Origin of the sequence: Streptomyces sp. NPDC048258, from assembly GCF_043201995.1 — a bacterium.
Taxonomy (GTDB): Bacteria; Actinomycetota; Actinomycetes; order Streptomycetales; family Streptomycetaceae; genus Streptomyces.
In genome coordinates, this window is the sequence record NZ_JBICZH010000006.1 from 133,618 (window position 1) to 156,444 (window position 22,827).

Genomic DNA, 22,827 nt, shown 5'->3' on the forward strand with positions numbered 1-22,827 from the left:
TTCGTCGTCGGCTCGTCGATGCCTCGACCGATGCCGGGGACCAGTCTGACGTACGGCGCCGACAGTCGGTGCGGCCGGAGGTCAAGTCGGGAGCGAGGTGTCGGGGAGGGCCGCCCACCGAGTTGTGCACAGGACCTGCTTGAAAACCGAAACCGGGCTAACTCTCTATGGGGGTAGTAGTAGGGCCTGTGGAAACGGTGGATAACCCCGTTTTCCCTGGTCAGCCCGCGTTTTTTATCCCCACACCCTGTGGGTGGCACCGGTGGACAACACGGTGTCTCTGTGGAGAACGAAAACTTCTGCACAGGCCGTCCCCAGGCGACCCCGACTACTCCACAGGTGTGTCCCCAGCTTTCCCCCGGTACTCCACAACCCAAACGTCCACCTCCGTGTGACGGCTTTCACTCGGGGCGGTGAGAGGGGGTGGTGCGTTGCCGAACAGTGGACAACGGTGTGGAGAAGACATCGGATCCTGTGCACAGGATCGGCGAACCTGTGGGTGGGTGGTGGACAACGTGGTGGACAGCGCTGTGGACGAAAGATCTGTCCACAGCCTGTGGATGAAGCTTGCGCACAATTCCACAGGGTGCTGACCTGGCCTGATGGAGCCTCATCCGGCACCCCTGTGGACAGATTGTGGGCGACGGAACCCATCCCCAGGGTGTGGACGGAAGAAACTCGGTGAATCTGTGGATGAGTTGCCCCTGCGGGGGCGTATTCGAACAGGTCAGGGGCGCGTGAACGAAGAAGGGCGCCCCCGTTGTGGTCCGGGAGCGCCCTCTGGATGCGTTTGAAGGGGCCCTGGCGCGGCTCTCCCCGGTGGTCCGGGGCAGCCGGCTCAGGCGTTCTTGATGCGGTTGGTGAGCTCCGTGACCTGGTTGTAAATGGAGCGGCGTTCGGCCATCAGAGCGCGGATCTTGCGGTCCGCGTGCATGACGGTGGTGTGGTCGCGGCCGCCGAACTGCGCCCCGATCTTCGGCAGGGAGAGGTCGGTGAGCTCCCGGCACAGGTACATCGCGATCTGCCGTGCGGTCACCAGGACCCGGCTGCGCGAGGAGCCGCACAGGTCGTCCACGGTGAGCCCGAAGTAGTCGGCGGTGGCCGCCATGATGTCGGAGGCCGTGATCTCCGGCGCGCTGTCCTCGCCGCCCGGGATCAGGTTCTTGAGGACGTCCTCGGTGAGGCCCAGGTCGACCGGCTGCCGGTTGAGGCTCGCGAAGGCCGTGACCCGGATCAGCGCCCCCTCCAGCTCGCGGATGTTGCGCGAGATGCGGGAGGCGATGAACTCCAGTACCTCCGGCGGGGCGTTGAGCTGCTCCTGGACCGCCTTCTTGCGCAGGATCGCGATGCGGGTCTCCAGCTCGGGCGGCTGGACGTCGGTGATCAGGCCCCACTCGAAACGGTTGCGGAGCCGGTCCTCCAGGGTGACGAGCTGCTTGGGCGGCCGGTCGGAGGAGAGCACGATCTGCTTGTTGGCGTTGTGGAGCGTATTGAAGGTGTGGAAGAACTCCTCCTGCGTCGACTCCTTGCTCGCGAGGAACTGGATGTCGTCGACGAGCAGGATGTCCATCTCGCGGTAGCGCTTGCGGAACGCGTCGCCCTTGCCGTCGCGGATGGAGTTGATGAACTCGTTGGTGAACTCCTCGGAGCTCACGTAGCGCACGCGGGTGCCGGGGTACAGGCTCCGCGCGTAGTGCCCGATGGCGTGCAGCAGGTGCGTCTTGCCCAGACCCGACTCTCCATAGATGAAGAGGGGGTTGTACGCCTTCGCGGGCGCCTCGGCGACGGCCACCGCGGCGGCGTGAGCGAAGCGGTTGGAGGCGCCGATGACGAAGGTGTCGAAGAGGTACTTGGGGTTCAGCCGGGCGGTCGGTTCGAGCGGGCCCGAGGTGGAACCGCCGGACGGGGCCGGGGCGGACGAGGGCCGGCCGGGGGCCTGGCGCGGCGCGGGCTGCTCGTACTGCTGCTGTTCGTACTTCTGCTGCTCGTACTGGTGGGGCTGGCGGGGCTGCTGCTGCTGGGACTCGTACGGGGACTGCTCGTACTGCTGCTGCTCGTAAGAGCCCTGGTCGTAGCCGGAGGGCTCGGACTGCTGGAGGTAGCCCGGCTGCGGGGAGGCGTACGGGTCGCGCTCGGGGAAACCGCCGAGGCGGGGCTGCTGCCAGCCGTAGTCGTCCTGCTGGCCGCCCCGGGGCCAGGCGCCGGGCTCCGGACGCTGCTGCTGGTAGTCCGGGTAGGCGGGGCGGGCGGTGGGGAGCTGGTCGTCGGAGGAGTTGCCGGGGCCTCCGGGGCCGCCTCCGGGGCGCTGGCCGGCGTACGGCTCGTACGCGTCGCGCTGCTGGACGGGCGGGGCGGGGGGTGCGGGCTCGCCGGCGGAGTCGTCCACGGTGATGGCGATCCGGATGGGGCGGCCGCATTCGCGGCTGAGGGCGTCGCTGATCAGCGGGGCGAGGCGGCCCTCGAGGACGCGCTTGCCCCACTCGTTGGGGACGGCCAGCAGTGCGGTGTCGGCGACGAGTGCCAGGGGCTGGCATCGCTCGACCCACTGCTTGTCCTTGGGCTCGATCCCCGGCTGTCCCTCCCCGAGGAGCTTTTCGAGCACCCTTGGCCACACTGCGGCAAGATCGGCAGGTACGTCAGCCACAGAGCACGCTCTCTCACAGGGGGTCCCACGAATGTGTGGTTCTTTGGGACGGTCGGGACAAAAAATCCGGGGTCAGGCAACGGTAGTCAGGCCAGCGGGTACGGTTCAAGTCGTTGTCCACAGCCTGTGCACAGTGTGCGGCAGCATCGCCTCGGTTTGACCGGATGGCGTAGCCGCGCGTACCGTAACGAGGTCGAGTTGTCGATGGCTGCTGCCGCCTGCCTACCGATGGGCGAAGGTCACTGTTAGTGATCGTTTAGCGGTGTCCACTCGGGCGAACACGCGAGTTTCCTCGTGGGCGCACGGTGACAGCCAGGCGATGTCCCGCCACAACGATTCATTCTCTGGAGCCCCCGAGTGAGCAAGCGCACCTTCCAGCCGAACAACCGCCGTCGTGCCAAGACCCACGGCTTCCGCCTGCGGATGCGTACCCGTGCCGGTCGCGCGATCCTCGCGAACCGTCGTGGCAAGGGCCGCGCCGCCCTTTCCGCGTAACAACACGCAGGTCGTGACGTCGTGCTGTCTCCCGAAAATCGGCTGAGGCGGCGCGAGGACTTCGCGAGCGCGGTACGTCGAGGGCGTCGGGCTGGTCGCCCGCTCCTCGTCGTCCACCTACGTACAAGCGGTGCAACGGACCCGCACGAGTCGGGGGAGATCGATCCCTCGGCGCGTGCGGGTTTCGTCGTCAGCAAGGCTGTCGGCAATGCCGTCATACGTAACCGGGTGAAGCGCCGTCTGCGCCATCTGGTCCGGGAGCGGCTGTCTCAGCTGCCCGCCGGTAGCCTGGTGGTGGTACGTGCGTTGCCCGGAGCGGGTGATGCCGGCCCCGACGAGCTGGCCCGGGACCTGGATGCCGCTCTGGTGCGGCTTCTGGGAGGCGTGGCTCGATGAAGTACCCGCTGCTCGCTTTGATCAAGCTGTACCAGTGGACGATCAGTCCGCTGCTCGGGCCGGTGTGCCGCTACTACCCGTCGTGCTCGCACTACGGGTACACGGCCATCGACCGGCATGGTGCGGTCAAGGGGACGGTCCTGACCGCCTGGCGGATCCTGCGGTGCAATCCGTGGTCCCCCGGTGGCGTGGACCATGTCCCACCCCGTAAACGCCCGCGTTGGCACGAGCAGCTGCGCAGTGCGTTGCGTAGATCTCGCAATGCTCAAGGAGCCTGATTAGTGGACACGATTGCCAATCTGTTCAGCTTTATCACCACACCCGTCTCGTGGATCATCGTCCAGTTCCACAAGCTGTACGGAGCGGTCTTCGGTGCGGACAGTGGGTGGGCCTGGGGCCTGTCCATCGTGTCCCTGGTGATCTTGATCCGTATCTGCCTGATCCCGCTCTTCGTGAAGCAGATCAAGGCGACGCGTGGCATGCAGGCGCTCCAGCCGAAGATGAAGGCGATCCAGGAGCGCTACAAGAACGACAAGCAGCGTCAGTCCGAAGAGATGATGAAGCTGTACAAGGAGACGGGTACCAACCCGCTCTCCTCGTGCCTTCCCATCCTGGCGCAGTCCCCGTTCTTCTTCGCGCTCTACAGCGTGCTGGCGAGCATCGCCAACGGCAAAGAGATCGGCGTCATCGACGGTCCGCTGCTGGAGAGCGCGCGTAAGGCGCATATCTTCGGCGCCCCGCTGGCCGCGAAGTTCACGGACAGCGCCGAGAAGGCCGCCTCTCTGGGCGCCTCGATCACCGATGTGCGTGTCGTCACCGCCATCATGATCGTCCTGATGTCGCTGTCGCAGTTCTACACCCAGCGTCAGCTGATGCAGAAGAACGTCGACCTGTCGGTCAAGACGCCGTTCATGCAGCAGCAGAAGATGCTGATGTACATCTTCCCCGTGATCTTCGCCGTCATGGGCATCAACTTCCCCGTCGGTGTTCTCGTCTACTGGCTGACCACGAACGTGTGGACCATGGGTCAGCAGATGTACGTGATCAACCAGAACCCGACGCCGGGCAGCAAGGCCCAGGACCAGTACCTGACCCGACTGCTGAAGCACGTCAGCTCGCACGGTGACGTCAAGGGCCGGGGCAAGAAGAAGATCGTCGCGGCGATCGTGGCCAAGGGCCCGGACCGCAACGACAACGAGCGCAAGTTCATCACCGCGCTGACCAAGCAGGGCATGGCCGCCCAGGCGGACGGCTCCGTGATCAAGAGTTCTGAAGCCACGGCCGACGCGGATGCGGCGAGCGGCGGTGTCGCCACGAAGCGGCAGCAGCCCAAGCGGCAGTCGAAGTCGAAGCGTCAGACGCCCCCCAGCAAGCCCTCCAAGAAGTAAGAAGGAGTCCCTCCCGTGACGGAAGGCACCACCACCGCCGCCGCTGAGAGTGGCGACACCCTGACCCGCCTCGAGCAGGAGGGTGAGATCGCGGCCGATTACCTTGAGGGTCTGCTGGACATCGCCGACCTGGACGGCGACATCGACATGGACGTCGAGGCCGACCGGGCCGCGGTGTCGATCGTCAGTGACTCCGCCAGCCGTGACCTGCAGAAGCTCGTGGGCCGCGACGGTGAGGTTCTGGAGGCTCTGCAGGAGCTGACCCGCCTCGCCGTGCACCGGGAGACCGGGGACCGCAGCCGGCTGATGCTGGACATCGCCGGGTTCCGCGCGAAGAAGCGTGAGGAGCTGGCGGCGCTGGGCGCTCAGGCCGCGGCGGACGTGAAGGCGTCCGGCGAGCCGCTGAAGCTGGCCCCGATGACCCCGTTCGAGCGGAAGGTCGTCCACGACGCCGTGGCGGCCGCGGGTCTGAAGAGTGAGTCCGAGGGCGAGGAGCCGCAGCGCTTCGTCGTTGTGCTCCCGGCCTGACCGGTCGTGTGAGTGTTCGGCCCCGTCTGTGTCGCAGGCGGGGCCGAAGTTTGTCAGCCTGGCATGTGAACGACGCGCCATCTTGAAGACGTGGTTCTCCAGAATCATGCGGTACGGAAGGGACGGTCCCCGTGACGGAGGCAGCTGAGCTTCCCCCGGCGCCTGAAGAGGCGCGCGCGGTGTTCGGTGAGTTTTTCCCGGAAGCTGTGCGGTACGCGGAGCTGCTGGCCGACGCGGGAGTCAAGCGGGGCCTGATCGGGCCGCGTGAGGTGCCGCGGCTGTGGGAGCGGCATCTGCTGAACTGCGCTGTGCTGTCGGAGGTGGTGCCCCAGGGCGTCACCGTGTGCGACGTGGGTTCGGGTGCGGGTCTGCCCGGTATCCCGCTGGCGCTGGTGCGGCGTGATCTGAAGATCACGCTGCTTGAGCCGCTGCTGCGGCGGACGACTTTCCTCCAGGAGGTCGTGGAGCTGCTGGGCCTGGACCATGTGACGGTGGTGCGCGGGCGGGCCGAGGAGGTTCTCGGCAAGCTGCCGCCGGTGCATGTGGTGACGGCTCGGGCGGTGGCTCCGCTGGACCGGCTGGCCGGCTGGGGTGTGCCTCTGCTGCGTCCGTACGGGGAGATGCTGGCGCTCAAGGGCGATACCGCCGAGGAGGAGCTGGTGTCGGCGAAGACGGCGCTGACGAAACTCGGTGTGGTGAAGACCTCGGTGCTGCATGTGGGCGAGGGTGTGGTGGACCCGCTGTCGACGGTGGTGAGGGTCGAGGTCGGAGAGAGTCCCGGTGGGGTGAGGTTCGCGGCCAAGCGGGCTAAGGCGGCCCGGACGAGCCGTACGCGTAGGCGCCGCTGATACGTCGGCAGTCAGGGTTCCTGCAGAGATTTAGGGTGTGTTGGGCCCTATAGGTATGGATTTCGGAGTGTCGTAGCGGCCTGGTGACTCCGTCCGGGCATCGTGTTTCACGTGAAACGTCGCTCTCTGCTGCACGGAATCATCAGCCGCGGTCGTGCGGCCACGTCTCCCCGTCATCGCAAGCACGAAGGGGGGACGGAGTTGTCCACATCGGTGGATTCATCCACAGGAGTACGGGCCCCGCTGGTTCGCGACCCGGGTGACATGGCAGGCTCTGTTCATCGCGAGCCTGATGTCGAGGAGAGTGACACCGTGCGGTCCGACGCCAACCTCGCGGGGCCGATGGCCGATCCGGTCCCCGGTCCCCGCTCTGAATCGGCGGGCGAGGATGTTTCACGTGAAACATCGGCGCCCCTTGTAGACAATGACACCCCCATCGGCCGAGCCGCCCAGCTGGCCGTGGAGGCGCTGGGGCGCGCCGGTGAGGGGCTGCCCCGGCCGGAGCAGACCCGGGTCATCGTGGTCGCCAACCAGAAGGGCGGCGTGGGCAAGACCACGACGACCGTGAATCTGGCGGCCTCGCTGGCGCTGCACGGTGCGCGGGTCCTGGTGGTCGACCTCGACCCGCAGGGCAATGCCTCCACGGCGCTGGGTATCGACCACCACGCGGATGTGCCGTCGATTTACGACGTGCTGGTGGACAGCCGGCCCCTGCTGGAGGTCGTCCAGCCCGTTGTGGACGTGGAGGGGCTCTTCTGTGCTCCGGCCACGATCGACCTGGCGGGTGCGGAGATCGAGCTGGTGTCGCTGGTGGCCCGGGAGAGCAGGCTGCAGCGGGCGATCCAGGCGTACGAGCAGCCGCTCGACTACATCCTGATCGACTGCCCGCCCTCGCTGGGGCTGCTGACGGTGAACGCTCTGGTGGCCGGCGCGGAGGTGCTGATCCCGATCCAGTGCGAGTACTACGCGCTGGAGGGTCTGGGGCAGCTGCTGCGCAATGTCGATCTGGTGCGGGCCCACCTGAACCCGACGCTGCACGTGTCGACGATTCTGCTGACGATGTACGACGGCAGGACCCGGCTGGCCTCGCAGGTGGCGGAGGAGGTGCGCAGCCACTTCGGCAAGGAGGTGCTGCGGACGAGCATTCCGCGGTCGGTGCGTATTTCCGAGGCGCCGAGCTATGGGCAGACGGTGCTCACCTACGATCCGGGTTCCAGTGGTTCGCTCTCCTATCTGGAGGCGGCGCGGGAGATCGCGTTCCGAGGGGTCGGAATGCAGTACGACGCCCAGCAGGCCCATCTGGGCGCGGGCATGAACAGCACGCAGAGTGTGGCGGAGGGGATCCAGTGAGTGAGCGACGTAGAGGTCTGGGACGGGGGCTCGGTGCGCTGATTCCCGCTGCTCCGCAGGAGAAGACGCCGCCGGTGATCGGTGCCGGATCGATGTCTCCGTCGGCGGTGCCGGTGTTGACCTCGGAGCGCGGGATCGCGGCGGCGAAGCTGGCTTCGCTGGCGCAGGCCGATGTTTCACGTGAAACATCGTTCGTCGCGCCGGTGGAAGAGCCGGTGCCGGCGGTGCCGGAGGCCAATGTGGTGGCGGGAGCGACGTTCGCGGAGCTTCCGATGGACGCGATCACGCCGAACCCGCGGCAGCCGCGTGAGGTGTTCGACGAGGACGCGCTCGCCGAGCTGGTGACCTCCATCCAGGAGGTGGGTCTGCTCCAGCCGGTGGTGGTGCGGCAGTCGTCTCCCGGCCGCTATGAGCTGATCATGGGTGAGCGGCGCTGGCGGGCCTGCCGGGAGGCGGGTCTGGAGAGCATTCCGGCGATCATCCGGGCGACGGACGACGACAAGCTGCTGTTGGACGCGCTGCTGGAGAACCTGCACCGGGCCCAGCTGAACCCGTTGGAGGAGGCTGCGGCGTACGACCAGCTGCTGCAGGACTTCAATTGCACGCATGACCAGCTGGCGGACCGGATCGGCCGCTCGCGTCCCCAGGTGACGAATACGCTGCGGCTGCTGAACCTGTCGGCTCCGGTGCAGCGTCGGGTGGCGGCCGGCGTGCTGTCGGCGGGGCATGCGCGGGCGTTGCTGTCGGTGGATGACACCGAGCAGCAGGACCGGCTGGCGCACCGGATCGTGGCCGAGGGGCTGTCGGTGCGGGCGGTCGAGGAGATCGTCAAGCTGATGGAGTCGGATCCCGCGAGTGCGGTGAAGCCGAAGGGTCCGCGTGCGGGTGCCCGGGTGGCTCCGGCGCTCAGTGAGCTGGCGACGCGGCTGTCGGACCGGTTCGAGACGCGGGTGAAGGTGGATCTGGGCCAGAAGAAGGGCAAGATCACCGTCGAGTTCGCGTCGATGGAGGATCTGGAGCGGATTCTGGGGACGCTGGCGCCGGGCGAGGGCCGGGTTCTGGAGCAGGGGCTGTCCGGGGAGTGATCCCGGGGGCCGCCGAGGGGCGGATCGTGTCGGTTCTCACCGTCGCGGTCCGCCCCTTTGCCGTGCCGTGGGTGTCGACGGGGCCGGCGTCGTCGTCCCGTTGTCGACGGTGCCGTCGGCGTTGTGGGTTTGTCGCTGTCGAAAGAGTGGGGGCCAGTGGATACGATGCGTTCATGGGTCGTCGGCTGGTACCGCTCACGCTGGACAACCTCCAGGACCTGCCCCGTCGTTGCCGGTCCTGTGTGTTCTGGGAACTGGATCCGGTCAGCGGTGAGGCCGCCGTGAAGGCGGGTACGCCTGCGCTGGAGAAAGAGGCCTGGATCTCCGCCGTCCTCCTGGAGTGGGGATCGTGCGGCCGTGTGGTCTATGTGGACGAGGTCCCGGTCGGGTTCGTGCTGTACGCGCCGCCGGCGTACGTGCCGCGGGCCACGGCGTTTCCGACCAGTCCGGTCTCGCCGGATGCCGTGCAGCTGATCACTGCATGGATCATGCCGGGATATCAGGGGCAGGGTCTGGGGCGGGTGATGGTCCAGACGGTGGCGAAGGATCTGCTGCGTCGGGGGTTCCGGGCCATCGAGGCGTTCGGGGACGCGCGGTGGGAGGGGCCCGCGTGCCTTCTGCCGGCGGACCATCTGCTCTCGGTGGGCTTCAAGACGGTGCGTCCCCACCCGCTGCATCCGCGGTTGAGGCTGGAGCTGCGGTCGACGCTGTCGTGGAAGGAAGACGTGGAGCTGGCGCTGGACCGGTTGCTGGGGGCTGCGCGCAAGGAGCCGGTGCTGCGCCCCCTGTGAGCCGGGGAATGTGAAACGGGGCCGCCCCTTGCGAGGGGCGGCCCCGTTTCACGTGAAACTTCCCCAGCTACCGCTGGGTGGGGCACCAGCCGTCAGGCGGTCTTGACCTCGACGAAGTCCGAGAGGTCGCGCAGGATCGCGGCCTTCGGCTTGGCACCGACGATGGTCTTGGCGACCTCGCCGCCCTGGTAGACGTTCAGCGTCGGGATGGACATGACGCCGTACTTGGCGGCCGTGGCCGGGTTCTCGTCGATGTTGAGCTTGACGATCTCGATCTGGTCGCCGTACTCGGCGGCGATGGCCTCGAGGGACGGCGCGATCTGGCGGCACGGTCCGCACCAGGCGGCCCAGAAGTCCACCAGTACGGGCTTGTCGCTCTTGAGGACCTCGGCGTCGAAGTCAGCATCGGTCACGTTCTTGAGGGTGCCGGCCACAGCGGCCTCCTTCTTCTTCCTGCGGGGTGTGGGGTGGGGATGGTGCGAGGGTCAGACGGTCGCGTGGGCCTTCTCGGCGTCCGCGAGGGCGGCGAGGAAGCGCTCGGCGTCGAGGGCGGCGGAGCAACCGGTGCCCGCGGCCGTGATGGCCTGACGGTAGGTGTGGTCCACGACGTCGCCGGCGCCGAACACGCCGGTCACGCTGGTCCGGGTGGAGGGGGCGTCGACCTTGAGGTAGCCCTCGTCGTCGAGCTCCAGCTGGTCCTTGAACAGCTCGGTGCGCGGGTCGTGGCCGACGGCGATGAAGAGGCCGGTGACGGGCAGCGCGGAAGTCTCACCGGTCTTGGTGTTGCGCAGGGTGAGACCGGAGAGCTTCTGCTCGCCGTGGATCTCGGCGACCTCGCTGTCCCAGGCGAACTTGATCTTCGGGTCGGCGAAGGCGCGGTCCTGCATGGCCTTCGACGCACGCAGGCTGTCGCGGCGGTGGACGATCGTGACGGACTTGGCGAACCGGGAGAGGAAGGTGGCCTCCTCGATCGCGGTGTCGCCGCCGCCGACGACGGCGATGTCGTGGTCCTTGAAGAAGAATCCGTCGCAGGTGGCGCACCAGGAGACGCCGCGGCCGGACAGGGCGTCCTCGTTGGGCAGGCCGAGCTTGCGGTGCTGGGAGCCGGTGGTGACGATGACGGCCTTGGCGCGGTGGACGGTGCCGGCGGTGTCGGTGACGGTCTTGATCTCACCGGTGAGGTCCACGGACACGATGTCGTCCGGGACCAGCTCGGCGCCGAAGCGCTCGGCCTGGCCACGCATGTTGTCCATGAGGTCGGGGCCCATGATGCCGTCCTGGAACCCGGGGAAGTTCTCCACCTCGGTGGTGTTCATCAGCGCGCCGCCGGCGGTGACGGCACCTTCGAATACCAGGGGCTTGAGCGAAGCGCGTGCGGTGTACAGGGCGGCGGTGTAACCGGCCGGCCCGGAGCCGATGATGATCACGTTTCGGACGTCGCTCACGGGTTTCTTCCTCGTCTCTGCGGACTGCGTGCTGCCTACCGGGGGCCGGTGCGGACTCTCACCCCACCCAACGGATCCTACGGCGCGTGCATTCCCTACCTGTCCCGGTGCGGGCCCTACGTGTCGGCTATCGGGGATAGGTGTCCGTCAGCAGGAGCTTTCCGGGGGTGGCCGGGGTGGTGTTCTCGCAGCCGGTGTCGACGAGGTAGGCGTCCACGCGGGAGGGGTCGCCCGGGTGTGGCAGGACGAGCAGGAGGACGGGAGTCCCCTGGTAGCTGCCGCGTTGGGAGGCGATCGGGGTCTCGGGGCGGCCGGTGGCGTCCTGGACACAGACGGGGACGGGGGGCGCCTGGCGGTCGTTGGGGGCGATCCCTGGGGCTGGGGTTTTCTCCACGCCGTAAGTGTTGTTCTGCTCCCCCTGGGTGGCTGCCTTGGTGTCCTGTCCGGGGCCGAGGAGCTGCTTGACGCTGCTGCGCAGGCCCTGGGCGGTGTAGGCGCTGTCGGCGGGGGGCTGGGCGGCGGAGCTCGCTGTTTCCCGGCGGGCCGCGGCGTCATGGGAGGGCGGGCCGGACAGGTCGGTGAACAGGAAGATCCCGAGGGCGCAGGCGGCGGCACCGGCCAGGCCCGTGAGCACGGCGATCCGGCGGCGGGCGCGGCGTCGCCCGGGTCCGCTTGGGCCGTTCGGGTGGCCGGGTGGCTGGGGGCGCCTCCCCGCGGTGGCCGGGAGTGTTTCACGTGAAACATCGCGGTCGGTCGTGCGTGGGCGGGCAGCGGACGCGGGCCGGCCGTCCTTCTCGGAAGCCTGGGGGGTGGTGGAGTCGAGGAGGGCTTCGGCGGCGAGGGCCGCATCGATGCGGCCCGCGATGTCGGCGGGCATCCGGGCGGGGCCCGGCAGGGTGCCGAGGACGGCGCGGATCTCCTCCAGGGAGGCGCGGACATCGGCACACAGGGCACAGTCGCCGAGGTGGCGCCGGACTTCGGCGCTGCGGGTCGGGGAGAGGAGTCCTTCGGTCAGGTCGGAGATCTCCGAGACGTCCGGGTGCCGGATCGTGCCGGTCGTGCCGGGCACGCCAGTCGTTGGGGTCACGGTCGTCCACCTCCGCCCTTCACTGCGTCGGGGTCTGGATGCCTGGGTTCTGCCGCTGGTGGGACGGCTGTGCCCGGCGTCCGGTTCCTTCCCCGCTCGGTGGTGGTGTTATCCCCGGCATTCGTGCGCAGATGAGTGAGCATCGGGAGGAGTTTCGCCCGGCCTCGTGCGCAGCGGCTTTTCACGGTGCCGGTGGGGACGTCGAGGATGCGGGCGGCTTCGGCGACGGGGTATCCCTGCATGTCGACGAGGACGAGCGCGGCCCGTTGTTCGGCCGGGAGGGTGCTGAGGGCGGCCAGGAGCTGACGGTGGAGGTCCTGGCGCTCCGCGGGGGCCTCGGCGGACTCGTGGGGCTCCAGGAGGCGCTCCAGGCGGTCTGTGTCGTCGAGGGGTGCGGTCCTGCGGGAGGCGGCCTTGCGGGCCCGGTCGAGGCAGGCGTTGACGGTGATGCGGTGCAGCCAGGTGGTGACGGCGGAGTCCCCGCGGAAGGTGTGGGCGGCCCGGTAGGCGGAGACGAGGGCGTCCTGTACCGCGTCGGCGGCTTCCTCCCGGTCGCCGAGGGTGCGCATGGCCACGGCCCAGAGCCGGTCCCGGTGCCGCCGCACGAGCTCACCGAAGGCATCGGGGTGTCCGGCGGCGTGCATCGCCAGAAGTTCCCGGTCCTGGGCCGAGGCGGGGTCGTCAGCCGCAGGCCTCATGATTCCCCTCCTGATTGGCGCCGTGCAGGTATTGAAGCGGGTTTGTCTCCGAAAGTAAATAAGAATAACCGGGCATTTCGGTCCCGTCGGGCTGGTCTCCGCGGACTCACGGCCAAGATCATCTTCTGTTATGATCGGAGCTGCTTTTTCGATTGATATTCAGGTGTGGGGGAGAAACATGCGAAAGCTCGGTAAGTTCATTCCTGCTCTCATTGCGGCGCCGCTGCTGGCCGCAGCGATTCCGGGAAATGCGTATGCCGCTTCGTATTCCATGGACGGGCAGGACCCGTCGTCGGCGGGTTGTGCGGCCGATGCCACGACCAAGCAGTCGGCGTACATCGGTACGTCGAACTGGACGCTCGGGCAGGTTGAGCTGCGATACAGCACCAAGTGCCACACGGCGTGGGCGCGTATCCGGCTTTCGGAGAACGCCTGGGGGAAGGCGCAGATCGCGCGTAACAACGATGGCAAGGCCTACAACTGCTCGAATCTGAGCTACAGCGATTCTCTCGGCACCTACACCTGCTACACGGCTATGGTGTACGACAAGGATCCGCTCAATTCCTTTGCCGAAGGCTGGTCGCAGTACTCGAACACGAGCCTGCACACGCGAACTGCCTCGTACTGACCGTACGTGTGATTGCGGCGGGGCTGCGGGAGTTTTTCCCCCGCAGCCCCCTTTGCTATGAGTTCCGGAAGAACGAGACGTTCGAGATGCCCTGCTTGTAGCCGGCCCTGCTGTAGTCGGAGGCACCGGACTTCGGCATGGCCGTGAGCCACACGACCACGTAGCGCGACTTGACCGGGGCGGGCGCGGCGAGGTCGAGCTGTTTGTCGGCGGTGGTCCCGGTGGCGATCTTCTGCATGCTGCCGACGGGAGTCGACGAGGACATGCTGGGTGCCGCGTAGATCGTCGCGGTGGTGTGGTCGCCGCCGAACTTGAACGCTATCGAGGCGCCGCTCACGTCCTGCTCCGAGCCCAGGTCGAAGACCAGGCCGAGGCCTTCCTTGTAGGCCCCCAGGTCGGGGCCGTCGTCGAACGCGTAGGTCCGCCAGTAGGAGTCGGGGTCCTTGTCGTAGCTGTTTGCGACGTCCTCGATGTTCTGGGGCTTGCCGTCCGGGTAGTACTCCTCGGCCTTCTTGATGGTGAGCGGGACGCGCTCCGGTTGCTTCGGGGCGTCCTGGTTCTTGGGCTGGTTGTTGTTGCTGCCGTTGTCGCCCTGGGGGCTGTGGTCCAGGAGGGCGTCGGCCAGCTGCCAGCTGCCGAGGCCGAGGGCGGCGATGAGCAGGGCGGCGACGCCCCACTTCAGGGCCCGGCCTGTGCGGCTGTTCAGCGGGGGCGGCGGGGGGACGACAGTGACGGACTGGGCGGGGGGCGTACCGGGGGGCGTGGGGCGCCCGTAGCTGCCCTGCTGGTAGGTGGTGTGCTGGTACTCGGGCGGGGCGGTGAAGGCGGGCTCCGGCGGCCGGATGCGGGGCATCGCGGCGACGGCCTTGGCCAGCTCCTCGGGGGTGGTGCAGGCGGGTTCCTGACGGGAGGCGGTGGCCCCGTCGTTGGCGAGGGCGCGCATGGCGAGCTCGCCCAGACCGCGGTGGACGCCGGCGCGGACCTGGTCGGGGGCGATCAGGCCGACGCCCTTGGGCAGGCCGGTGAGGCCGTAGGCGTCGTTCTCGTAGGGCCAGCGCTGGGTGAGGGCGGCGTACAGGAGTGCGCCGATGGCCTCGGTGTCGGCGCGCTGCGGGGTCTCGCTGGTGATTCCGCGCAGGGCGGCGTTCACGGCGAGGCCGCGGATGCGGTACTGGCCCGTGGAGGTGCGCAGTATCGCGCTGGGCGTCAGGCGCAGGTGGGCCAGGCCTTCGCGGTGTGCCGCGGTCATGGCCTGGGAGATCTGGCTGACGAGCTGGTAGGCCTCGTGGGGTTCCAGGGGGCCCGCGGCGAGGAGCGCGGTGAGTTCGGTGGCGTCGGGCAGCCATTCGTGGACGACGTAGACGAGGTCGTTCTCCTCGACGGCGTCGAGTACCTGGACGAACCGGGGGTCGCCGAGCAGGGCGGACGAGCGTGCGGCGGCCAGGACGGAACGGGCCCGCGGGTGGTCGGCGGGGAGCAGGTGCACCCCCACGGCCCGGCGCAGCTTCTCGTCCATCGCGCGCCAGCTGCTGAATCCGTCCACACGGGTGACGCACTCTTCGAGCCGGTAGCGTCTGGCGAGCTTGTGGCCGCTGTGGAGTTCGGGTGCGGCCGCGGGGGCCGCGGTCGTGCGTTCGCCGTCCTTTTCGGTCATGGGTCCGCCCGCGGCTCGTCCGTTCTGGGTGTCCACCCCGTCGGCCGTGGCCTTGTCCGCCTCTGCGGCCAGCGGCTTGTCGCCACTGTTGTCGGCCACGTCGACGGCGGCCGTGCTACGTTCCGCCACCGTCGTTCCCGCCTCCCCATCCGTTGCACGCTGTCGGCCAGTCTGCGAAGCCACGCCAATTGTGCCCACAGTCCGACGCTATGCACGACACACGAAGGGGGGCGACGGTTGTGCGCATCAGCGCCCCAAACGTCCGCGGACCATTCCGACCATCGCGTTGAGCTCCTCGATCCGCATCCGCTTGGCGGCGATCAGGAACACGGCTGCCAGGGCGATGCCGCCGGCCACGAGGGCGGCGGCGGAGCCGGCGACTCCGCTGCCCAGCCACTGGGTGACCGCGTAGGCGGCGGCGCCGGCCACGGCGGCCGCCGGGACGCAGGCGCCGGTGAGACGGGCGTAGGTGCGCATCACGTGGGCGCCGTCGAGGTCGCCGCCGAGGCGGGTCTTCAGGCGGCGCCAGGCGACGCCGACGCCGACGGTGTAGCCGAGGCCGTAGGCGGCGGCCATGCCGACGACGGCCCACCGGGCGGGGAGGACGAAGAAGGAGGCCGCGGAGACCGCCGCGTTGACGGCGGCGACGATGACGGTGTTGTAGAAGGGCGTCCGGGTGTCCTCGTAGGCGTAGAAGCCGCGCAGGACCACGTACTGGACCGAGTACGGGATCAGGCCGAGGCCGAAGGCCATCAGGATGTAGCCGATGTTCTGGGCGCCGGCGCCCGAGCCGGCGTAGAGCAGGGTGGCCATCGGGACGCCGAGGGCGAGGAACGCGAAGGCGCAGGGCACGATCGCGACGGCCGAGGTGCGCAGCCCGTAGGAGATGTCGTCGCGGACGGCGGCGGCGTCTCCGTCGTGGGCGGAGCGGGAGATGCGGGGCAGGACGGCCGTCATGACGGAGACGGTGATGATGGCCTGCGGCATCTGCCACAGCAGCAGCGCGTAGTTGTAGGCGGTGATGCCGGTGCCGGGGTGGCCCTGCTTCTCGGCGACGGATCCGGCCCAGGTGGCGAGCTGGGTGACGACGACGAGCCCGATCTGGTTGGCGAGGACGAAGAAAAACGTCCACTTGGCCAGGCCGGCGGCCTTGCCGAGCCCGTGGCCCTTCCAGTCGAAGCGCAGGCGCGGCCTGAAGCCGGCCTCGCGCAGGTAGGGCAGCATCGCCAGGGCCTGGACGGTGAGGCCCAGCAGGGTGCCCAGGCCCAGCAGGCGGACGCCTTCGGGGGTGACGGTGGTGGCGTTGACGCCGGAGGTGGTGAAGCCGCCGAAGGCCCAGATGAAGGCGCCGAAGGTGGCGATGACGACGATGTTGTTGAGGACCGGGGTCCACATCATCGCGCCGAAGCGGCCTCGGGCGTTGAGAATCTGACCGAGGACCACGTGGACGCCCATGAAGAACATGGTGGGCAGGCAGTAGCGGGCGAAGGCGACCGCGACGTCCATCTGCTGCGGGTCGGAGGCGATCTTCGGCGACATCATCGTGATGAACACCGGTGCCGCGAGGACGCAGATGGTCGTGATGGCGGCCAGCAGGACCACGACGAGGGTCAGCAGCCGGTTGGCGTACGCCTCTCCCCCGTCGCTGTCGTTCTTCATGGCCCGGACCAGCTGCGGGATGAAGACGGCGTTAAGGGCGCCGCCGCCGACCAGCACGTAGATCATCGTGGGCAGGGTGTTGGCGATCTGGTACGTGTCGTTGAACGTGCCGACGCCGATGGCGCCGGCGATGACCAGGGTGCGCAGGAAGCCGGTGATGCGGGAGACGATCGTGCCGGCGGCCATGAGCGCGCTGGACTTCAGGAGGCTGGAGGCGCGTCCGGCGGGCTTGCTCGGCGCCGGGGCGGCGACGGGGACGTCCTCGGCGGGGGTGCGGGGAGCCGCTTCCTGGTCCCGGTAGAGGTGCGCGAAGGCGTCGGGCTCGGGCTGCTCGTCCGCTGCCCGGGTGACGAGGGAGTCCACACCGACGAACTCGGTGGTGCTGGCCTGGTCGCCGTACGGCAGGTGGCGGGAGGGACCGTCCGGCTCGGGCGGCGGGGTCTGGGCCCAGACGCGCGGGTCGGGGGAGTACGAGGGCGCGGTGGGCGCCGCGTAGAGCGGGCCGGGCTCCTGGTAGGTACCGGGCGGCGGCGGGGGGTGCGAGGCCCGGTCGTAGAGGACCTCGGCGACGGGGTCCTGTGCGGAGAGGTCCTGCGACCGGTACGGGTCGTGGTCGTAGGCGTCCTGGACATACGGGTCGCGGTCCGGCGCGGGCGCGGGAACCTGCCCGGGCACCGGAGTGCCCGGGGCAGTGCCCTGGGAGGGCGCGGGCCCACCAGTGCCCTGCGCGCGGTCACCGTCGTACGGCGCGTTCATCGAAACCCCACCTCATCGTCCCCAGGCCGGCCGGCCACGGCATCGCTCAACGGTCCACTGTCTCACCCGTGCCGGACCCGTCGGTGCTTTGCGGTCCGGTGTCCGGGGACTCGTCACTCTGCTGCGTGCTCTCCTCGGCGGCCGCGCGCGCCGCGACGCGCTTGCGGCTGGCGTACATCTTGATGCCCGCCAGGACGAGGAGGAGCACACCGCCGGCGATGACGAGCATGACGGTGGGGGTGATCTCGGTGGCGTCGACGGTGAACTTGCGTTCCTTGCCGTAGGGGACGCCGTCCTTGGTGAAGAGCTGCGCGCTGACCTCGACCGGGCCGCTCGCGGTGGCGTTGGCGGTGAACTTCACGGTCTGGGTGTGGTCGCCCTGGACGGTGACCTGCTGTTCCGCCTCGCCCTTGTCGCCGAACATCAGGCGGGTGGGGTTGGCGGACTTCACCCGCAGGACGAGGTCGTGGACGTCCTGGACGAGGCTGTTCTGGACGCTCACCGGGATGGTGGCGCTGTGTCCGGACAGGGTGGCGTCGGACTTGGGGATGACCTTGACCTTCTCGGTGAGACCGATCAGGTAGGCCTGGACCTGGTCCCGGTAGAGGGCGGCTTCCACGGGGTGGCCGCGCCAGGAGGTGGACATCTCCCGGTTGGTGGTGTTGCCGAAGGGGATCTCGACGCGGTCGGGTGCGGCGAGGATCACCTTGAAGTGGTCGAGGGCGTTCTGGGTGGTGCGGATCTTCTCGAAGGCCGTCACGGGGAGCTCCTGCTTGCGCAGGGACTCGGGGTACTGACCGGCGCCCGGCACCTGGGTGGCGGCCGCGGGGTCCGGCTTGGCCGCGGCTGCGGCTTCGAGGTCCCCGGGCTGGGTCCAGCGGCCGGCCTGGAGGGCGCGGAGGGCGCCTGCCATCGTCTCGACCTGGCTGGCGGTGGGCATCCGCTGCGGGGTGACGACGAAGCTGCGCTGCTCGTCGGTGTGCTGGAGGTTCAGGGCGAGGCTGTGGGCGAGGAACCGCTGCGTGGCGAGGGTGGAGTTCCCTGCGCTCAGCATGTCGCCCTCGAAGGCGGTGGAGAGTTCCGCGTCCGCGACGACGGCGGTGGCGCCCGCGCCGATGGGGCGGGCGGCCGAGGGGGTGTACCCGAGGGCTCCGCTCTCCGAGAGGCTGTCGCTGCGGGTGAGGATGTTGTGGGCGCCGGCCGAGGTGGCGACGTTGACGATCGAGGGGTCGATCGCGCCGTCCACGGGCCAGGAGAAGTCGGTGGACGCGGGGACGTGCAGGACCGTCTCGACGGCCTGCTTCGCCTTGTCGGTGGCGGGCCGCAGCTGGCCCAGGGTGCCCGAGACGTCCTTGCCGTGGTGGGCGAGGGAGGCGAGGTCGGGGTCGGCGAAGGGCAGGGCGACGACCTTCTTGCCCTGGACGGCGGCTTCCAGGGAGCTCAGCCACTGCTCGGCGACGGCCTTGTTCTTGCCCTGGACGGGCTTGCCGCCGGGGACGCGGACCCGGTAGCCCTTGGTCATCGCGTCGACCGTGTAGAGCAGGTCGGGGTCGATGACCCAGGTGATGGGCAGTTCCTTGCCGAGCGCGACCATCCGTTCCAGGCGGCCGCCCGGCCTCAGCTCCTCGGCGAGGGAGTCGTCGAGGAAGACGGGGGTCTGGGTCTCGTCCGAGCCGGTCTCGGCGGTGACATGGGTCGTGGAGATCAGCGGCCACACGTACGTGAGCTGGGCGCGCTTGGCGGCAGCGTCCGGCTGCCAGGGCAGGAAGGTCCGCTTGATGCCGAGGACCTGCTCGGACGGGCGGCTCTCGGTCACGCCGGACAGGGAGACGCCGAGCTGGTAGACGCCGTCCTTGTCCAGGTCCAGCTTGTTCACCGGGACCGTCAGGCTGAACTGCTGGCTGACCTTCGAGGGCAGCGAGGCGATCTTCACGGCGTAGGCCGGGTCGATCTCCCCGGGGTCCGTACCGGCCCGGAAGCTGGTGCGGTCGGCCGCTTCGTCGATCGACGACCGGTCCGCGAGGAGGGGCCCGACCCGCAGGCCCACGTGGGCGTCGTTGATCGTCTCGGGGCTGTTGTTGACCACGGTGCCGGAGATGGTCAGGGTGTCGCTCTTGACCGGGGCGGCGGGGGTCATCGAGGTCAGCTGGATGTCGACGGCGGCCGCCTGCGCGGCCTGGGCCTTCGGGGCGGGAGAGTAGACCAGGGCGGCTATCACGGGCGTCCCGGCGAGCAGGACCACCGCGCGCCGCAGCCATCGGCGCCGGACAGGGGCGGGTGAGGCCCCCAGGATGTCTGCCGCCTCGGCCACGCGCTAGCCCGTCCCTCGAAGTGTCAGTGGTCGTCGTCTGTGCGTCCACGCATGGTAACGAGACCCGCTGTGCGCGAGTGCCGCGCCTTGCTCCACATGATCGGCTCACCCCGGGGGCGGCTGTGTACCGGGGTCGCCGAAAAACGCGGAAGCCCGCGCCGGGCGGGGCACGTACCCTTTTCTGTTGTGCCGAACGCCAACGAAGACAACCCCAGTGCCCTGAGTCAGGTGCAGCGCCGCGCGGTGAGTGAACTGCTGCGGGTCGCCCCTGTCGCCGACGAGCTCGGCCGCCGTTTCCAGGAGGCGGGCTTCCGCCTCGCCCTGGTCGGCGGGTCCGTCCGCGACGCGCTGCTCGGGCGTCTCGGCAATGACCTCGACTTCACGACCGATGCCCGCCCCGAGGACGTTCTGAAGATCGTCCGTCCGTGGGCGGACTCGGTGTGGGACGTCGGCATCGCCTTCGGCACCGTCGGGGCGCAGAAGCACGCGCGCGTCGGGGACGTGGACCGGGACTTCCAGATCGAGGTGACCACGTACCGCTCGGAGGCTTACGACCGTACGTCGCGCAAGCCCGAGGTCTCCTACGGCGACTCGATCGAGGAGGACCTGGTCCGGCGCGACTTCACGGTCAACGCCATGGCGCTGGCGTTGCCGGAGCAGCGGTTCATCGACCCGCACGGCGGTCTGGAGGATCTGGCCGCCGGTGTGCTGCGCACTCCGGGGACCCCGGAGGACTCGTTCTCCGACGATCCGCTGCGCATGCTGCGGGCGGCGCGGTTCGCCGCGCAGCTGGACTTCGAGGTCGCCCCCGAGGTCGTCGCGGCCATGAAGGCCATGTCGGACCGGATCGAGATCGTCTCGGCGGAGCGGGTGCAGGCCGAGCTGAACAAGCTGATCCTGTCCGCCGGCCCGCGCACGGGCCTGGGCCTGCTCGTGGACACCGGGCTGGCCGACCGGATCCTGCCGGAGCTGCCCGCGCTGCGGCTGGAGAGTGACGAGCATCACCGCCACAAGGACGTCTACGACCACTCGTTGATCGTGCTGGAGCAGGCGATCGCACTGGAGGAGGACGGACCGGACCTGGTGCTGCGGCTCGCGGCCCTGCTGCACGACATCGGCAAGCCCCGCACCCGCCGCTTCGAGAGCGACGGCAGGGTCTCCTTCCACCACCACGAGGTGGTGGGCGCGAAGATGACCAAGAAGCGCCTGACCGCTCTGAAGTACTCCAACGACATGATCAAGGACGTGTCCCGGCTGGTGGAGCTGCACCTGCGCTTCCACGGCTACGGCGACGGCGAGTGGACCGACTCCGCTGTGCGGCGCTACGTCCGTGACGCCGGTCCGCTGCTGGAGCGGCTGCACAAGCTGACCCGGTCCGACTGCACCACGCGCAACAAGCGCAAGGCCAACGCCCTCTCCCGTACCTACGACGGGCTGGAGGAGCGCATCGCGCAGCTGCAGGAGCAGGAGGAGCTGGACGCGATCCGGCCCGACCTGGACGGCAACGAGATCATGCAGGTGCTGGGTGTCGGCCCCGGGCCGGTGATCGGGAAGGCGTACGCGTTCCTGCTGGAGCTACGGCTGGAGAACGGCCCGATGGGGCGCGACGCGGCCGTCGCCGCGCTGAAGGAGTGGTGGGCCGGGCAGGCCTGACCCGGAAACGCCCGGGCGATGTTTCACGTGAAACATCGCCCGGGCGGACGGGCTGGAGCGGATGCTTCTGCTCCGGCTACCGCTGGGAAGCGCCCCCGGCGAAACGTCGGCCTTGCCGTCCCAGCAGCGCCGCGGTCGCGGCGTAGAGGGTGGCCACGCAGAGGATCAGCGGCACGGACCGCCCGTCGGCGGGGAGCATGAGGGAGGCCACCGCCGCGGCGCCGACGAACGCGACGTTGAAGAGCACGTCGTAGACGGAGAAGACACGGCCGCGGTACTCGTCGTCCACCCGGGACTGGACGACCGTGTCGGTGGAGATCTTGGCGCCCTGGGTGGCGAGGCCGAGGACGAACGCGGCGATCACCATCGGGCCGGGGGCGAAGAACAGGCCGAGCGCCGGGACCAGGACCGCGGCGCCGGCGGAGCAGGCGGTGATCCAGCCCAGCGGTCCCAGGCGGCCCACGAGCGCGGGAGTGATCACGGCGGCCGTGAAGAACCCGGCCCCGGAGACGCCGATCGCGACCCCCAGGAGAGCCAGCCCGTCGGACTCGTTGTCCGACCAGGAGTAGCGGCAGAGCATGAGCAGCATGACGAACAGCGCTCCGTAGCAGAACCGCATCACGGTCATCGCGGTGAGCGCCTGGGCGGCCTCCCGGCGGGCGGCCAGATGGCGCAGGCCTTCGGCCATGCCCCGGACCGTGAGGGTGACGGCCTCGGCGACCGAGGGGTGGAGCCGGCCAGGTGGATGGTCGGGCCCGAGCAGGCCGACGGCCAGGCGCAGGGAGACGAGGGCCGAGCACAGGTACAGCCCGGCCCCGAGGAGGACGACGAGGGCGTTGGAGTCGGCGGCCAGCAGCCGGACGAGGAAGGCCAGCCCCCCGCCGGCGGTCGCCGCGAGGGTTCCGGCGGTGGGGAACAGCGCGTTCGCCGTGACCAGCCGACGGGGATCGACGACGTGGGGGAGCGACGCGGAGAGCCCGGCCAGCACGAAGCGGTTGACGGCGGTCACGGACAGCGCCGAGGCGTAGAACAGCCAGTCGGGGACGTGCGCGACGATCAGCATTCCGGTGACGCAGGCGAGGAAGGCGCGCAGCAGGTTGCCGTAGAGGAAGACCTGGCGGCGGCGCCAGCGGTCGAGCAGAACCCCGGCGAAGGGGCCGATCGCCGAGTACGGCAGCAGCAGGACCGCCATGGCCGAGGCGATGGCCGCGGGCGAGGTCTGCCTCTCCGGGGAGAAGACCACGTAGGTGGCGAGCGCGACCTGGTAGACGCCGTCCGCCGCCTGGGAGAGCAGCCGTACGGCGAGCAGGTTGCGGAAGTCCCTCAGGCGCAGGAGTACGCGCAGATCACGTACGACAGGCATGAGGGAAAGGGTCACATACGCGGAGGGTCCCCGGGCACATTGCCCGGG

The 22,827-nt window shown here is 69.2% G+C and carries 20 protein-coding genes; 11 read left to right on the forward strand and 9 right to left on the reverse strand.

Going from position 1 to position 22,827, the window contains the following annotated elements; translation table 11 throughout:
- Positions 1 to 838: 838 nt before the first annotated feature.
- Positions 839 to 2,644 (reverse strand): chromosomal replication initiator protein DnaA, encoded by a 1,806-nt coding sequence (gene dnaA, locus ACGFYQ_RS16385; RefSeq protein WP_393744301.1) that lies wholly within the window; start codon positions 2,642 to 2,644, stop codon positions 839 to 841.
- Between the two features lie 357 nt (positions 2,645 to 3,001).
- On the opposite strand from dnaA, the gene rpmH reads away from it, so the two are divergent.
- From rpmH to ACGFYQ_RS16430, 9 genes are all read left to right on the forward strand, one after another.
- Positions 3,002 to 3,139, forward strand: a complete 138-nt coding sequence (rpmH, locus tag ACGFYQ_RS16390; RefSeq protein ID WP_008741645.1) for a 50S ribosomal protein L34 — start codon at positions 3,002 to 3,004, stop codon at positions 3,137 to 3,139.
- Positions 3,140 to 3,160: 21 nt separating this feature from the next.
- A complete protein-coding gene (gene rnpA / locus ACGFYQ_RS16395) occupies positions 3,161 to 3,535 on the forward strand; it encodes a ribonuclease P protein component (RefSeq protein ID WP_362389471.1) in 375 nt (124 codons plus the stop codon).
- Positions 3,532 to 3,813, forward strand: a complete 282-nt coding sequence (gene yidD, locus ACGFYQ_RS16400) for a membrane protein insertion efficiency factor YidD (RefSeq protein ID WP_075970728.1) — start codon at positions 3,532 to 3,534, stop codon at positions 3,811 to 3,813. The genes rnpA and yidD overlap by 4 nt, the downstream gene beginning before the upstream one ends.
- A 3-nt stretch (positions 3,814 to 3,816) precedes the next feature.
- On the forward strand, positions 3,817 to 4,923 hold the full coding sequence (gene yidC, locus ACGFYQ_RS16405; protein ID WP_393744304.1) for a membrane protein insertase YidC: 1,107 nt from the start codon (positions 3,817 to 3,819) through the stop codon (positions 4,921 to 4,923).
- Between the two features lie 15 nt (positions 4,924 to 4,938).
- On the forward strand, positions 4,939 to 5,451 hold the full coding sequence (locus ACGFYQ_RS16410) for a R3H domain-containing nucleic acid-binding protein (protein ID WP_030153171.1): 513 nt from the start codon (positions 4,939 to 4,941) through the stop codon (positions 5,449 to 5,451).
- Between the two features lie 131 nt (positions 5,452 to 5,582).
- Positions 5,583 to 6,299, forward strand: coding sequence for a 16S rRNA (guanine(527)-N(7))-methyltransferase RsmG (gene rsmG, locus ACGFYQ_RS16415; protein WP_393744307.1), 717 nt, complete (start codon positions 5,583 to 5,585; stop codon positions 6,297 to 6,299).
- Between the two features lie 264 nt (positions 6,300 to 6,563).
- Positions 6,564 to 7,649 carry a ParA family protein gene (locus ACGFYQ_RS16420; RefSeq protein WP_362389474.1) on the forward strand — a complete coding sequence of 362 codons (1,086 nt, stop codon included), beginning with the start codon at positions 6,564 to 6,566 and terminating at the stop codon, positions 7,647 to 7,649.
- Positions 7,646 to 8,734 (forward strand): ParB/RepB/Spo0J family partition protein, encoded by a 1,089-nt coding sequence (locus ACGFYQ_RS16425; protein WP_393744309.1) that lies wholly within the window; start codon positions 7,646 to 7,648, stop codon positions 8,732 to 8,734. The genes ACGFYQ_RS16420 and ACGFYQ_RS16425 overlap by 4 nt, the downstream gene beginning before the upstream one ends.
- Positions 8,735 to 8,907: 173 nt before the next feature.
- Positions 8,908 to 9,525, forward strand: coding sequence for a GNAT family N-acetyltransferase (locus ACGFYQ_RS16430; RefSeq protein ID WP_393744311.1), 618 nt, complete (start codon positions 8,908 to 8,910; stop codon positions 9,523 to 9,525).
- Positions 9,526 to 9,617: 92 nt separating this feature from the next.
- Here the strand turns inward: ACGFYQ_RS16430 and trxA are convergent, their stop codons facing one another.
- The 4 genes from trxA to sigM all read right to left on the reverse strand — a co-directional run bounded on the left by trxA (position 9,618) and on the right by sigM (position 12,755).
- The gene (gene trxA, locus ACGFYQ_RS16435; RefSeq protein ID WP_365164370.1) at positions 9,618 to 9,959 is read right to left on the reverse strand and encodes a thioredoxin; all 342 of its coding nucleotides are present in this window, start codon (positions 9,957 to 9,959) and stop codon (positions 9,618 to 9,620) included.
- A 51-nt stretch (positions 9,960 to 10,010) separates the two neighbouring features.
- Entirely contained in the window at positions 10,011 to 10,970 is a 960-nt protein-coding gene (trxB, locus tag ACGFYQ_RS16440; RefSeq protein ID WP_393744313.1) for a thioredoxin-disulfide reductase, read from the reverse strand.
- A 127-nt stretch (positions 10,971 to 11,097) separates the two neighbouring features.
- Positions 11,098 to 12,057, reverse strand: a complete 960-nt coding sequence (locus ACGFYQ_RS16445; RefSeq protein ID WP_393744315.1) for a hypothetical protein — start codon at positions 12,055 to 12,057, stop codon at positions 11,098 to 11,100.
- Positions 12,054 to 12,755: an RNA polymerase sigma factor SigM gene (gene sigM / locus ACGFYQ_RS16450; protein ID WP_393744317.1), complete on the reverse strand. Its 702-nt coding sequence runs from the start codon at positions 12,753 to 12,755 to the stop codon at positions 12,054 to 12,056. The genes ACGFYQ_RS16445 and sigM overlap by 4 nt, the downstream gene beginning before the upstream one ends.
- Before the next feature lie 130 nt (positions 12,756 to 12,885).
- Here sigM and ACGFYQ_RS16455 point away from each other — a divergent pair, with 130 nt between their 5' ends.
- Positions 12,886 to 13,383, forward strand: coding sequence for a DUF2690 domain-containing protein (locus tag ACGFYQ_RS16455; RefSeq protein ID WP_393744319.1), 498 nt, complete (start codon positions 12,886 to 12,888; stop codon positions 13,381 to 13,383).
- 55 nt (positions 13,384 to 13,438) lie between these two features.
- Here ACGFYQ_RS16455 and ACGFYQ_RS16460 read toward each other — a convergent pair whose 3' ends face one another.
- The 3 genes from ACGFYQ_RS16460 to ACGFYQ_RS16470 form a co-directional block, all read right to left on the reverse strand.
- Positions 13,439 to 15,166, reverse strand: coding sequence for a protein kinase family protein (locus ACGFYQ_RS16460; RefSeq protein ID WP_393744321.1), 1,728 nt, complete (start codon positions 15,164 to 15,166; stop codon positions 13,439 to 13,441).
- Positions 15,167 to 15,283: 117 nt separating this feature from the next.
- The gene (murJ, locus tag ACGFYQ_RS16465) at positions 15,284 to 17,452 is read right to left on the reverse strand and encodes a murein biosynthesis integral membrane protein MurJ (protein ID WP_393744323.1); all 2,169 of its coding nucleotides are present in this window, start codon (positions 17,450 to 17,452) and stop codon (positions 15,284 to 15,286) included.
- A gap of 46 nt (positions 17,453 to 17,498) precedes the next feature.
- A complete protein-coding gene (locus ACGFYQ_RS16470; RefSeq protein ID WP_393744325.1) occupies positions 17,499 to 19,763 on the reverse strand; it encodes a DUF6049 family protein in 2,265 nt (754 codons plus the stop codon).
- A 186-nt stretch (positions 19,764 to 19,949) separates the two neighbouring features.
- Here ACGFYQ_RS16470 and ACGFYQ_RS16475 point away from each other — a divergent pair, with 186 nt between their 5' ends.
- A complete protein-coding gene (locus ACGFYQ_RS16475; protein WP_393744327.1) occupies positions 19,950 to 21,416 on the forward strand; it encodes a CCA tRNA nucleotidyltransferase in 1,467 nt (488 codons plus the stop codon).
- A gap of 76 nt (positions 21,417 to 21,492) precedes the next feature.
- On the opposite strand, the gene ACGFYQ_RS16480 is transcribed toward ACGFYQ_RS16475, so the two are convergent.
- A complete protein-coding gene (locus ACGFYQ_RS16480) occupies positions 21,493 to 22,779 on the reverse strand; it encodes an MFS transporter (RefSeq protein WP_393744329.1) in 1,287 nt (428 codons plus the stop codon).
- Positions 22,780 to 22,827 lie beyond the last annotated feature (48 nt).

Excerpts from the sequence above, each read along its gene's own strand:
- murJ (WP_393744323.1), bottom strand. The coding sequence starts at position 17,452 with ATGAACGCGCCGTACGACGGTGACCGCGCGCAGGGCACTGGTGGGCCC.
- yidD (WP_075970728.1), top strand. The coding sequence starts at position 3,532 with ATGAAGTACCCGCTGCTCGCTTTGATCAAGCTGTACCAGTGGACGATC.
- ACGFYQ_RS16480 (WP_393744329.1), bottom strand. The coding sequence starts at position 22,779 with ATGCCTGTCGTACGTGATCTGCGCGTACTCCTGCGCCTGAGGGACTTC.
- ACGFYQ_RS16455 (WP_393744319.1), top strand. The coding sequence starts at position 12,886 with ATGATCGGAGCTGCTTTTTCGATTGATATTCAGGTGTGGGGGAGAAAC.
- ACGFYQ_RS16430 (WP_393744311.1), top strand. The coding sequence starts at position 8,908 with ATGGGTCGTCGGCTGGTACCGCTCACGCTGGACAACCTCCAGGACCTG.
- sigM (WP_393744317.1), bottom strand. The coding sequence starts at position 12,755 with ATGAGGCCTGCGGCTGACGACCCCGCCTCGGCCCAGGACCGGGAACTT.
- ACGFYQ_RS16420 (WP_362389474.1), top strand. The coding sequence starts at position 6,564 with ATGGCAGGCTCTGTTCATCGCGAGCCTGATGTCGAGGAGAGTGACACC.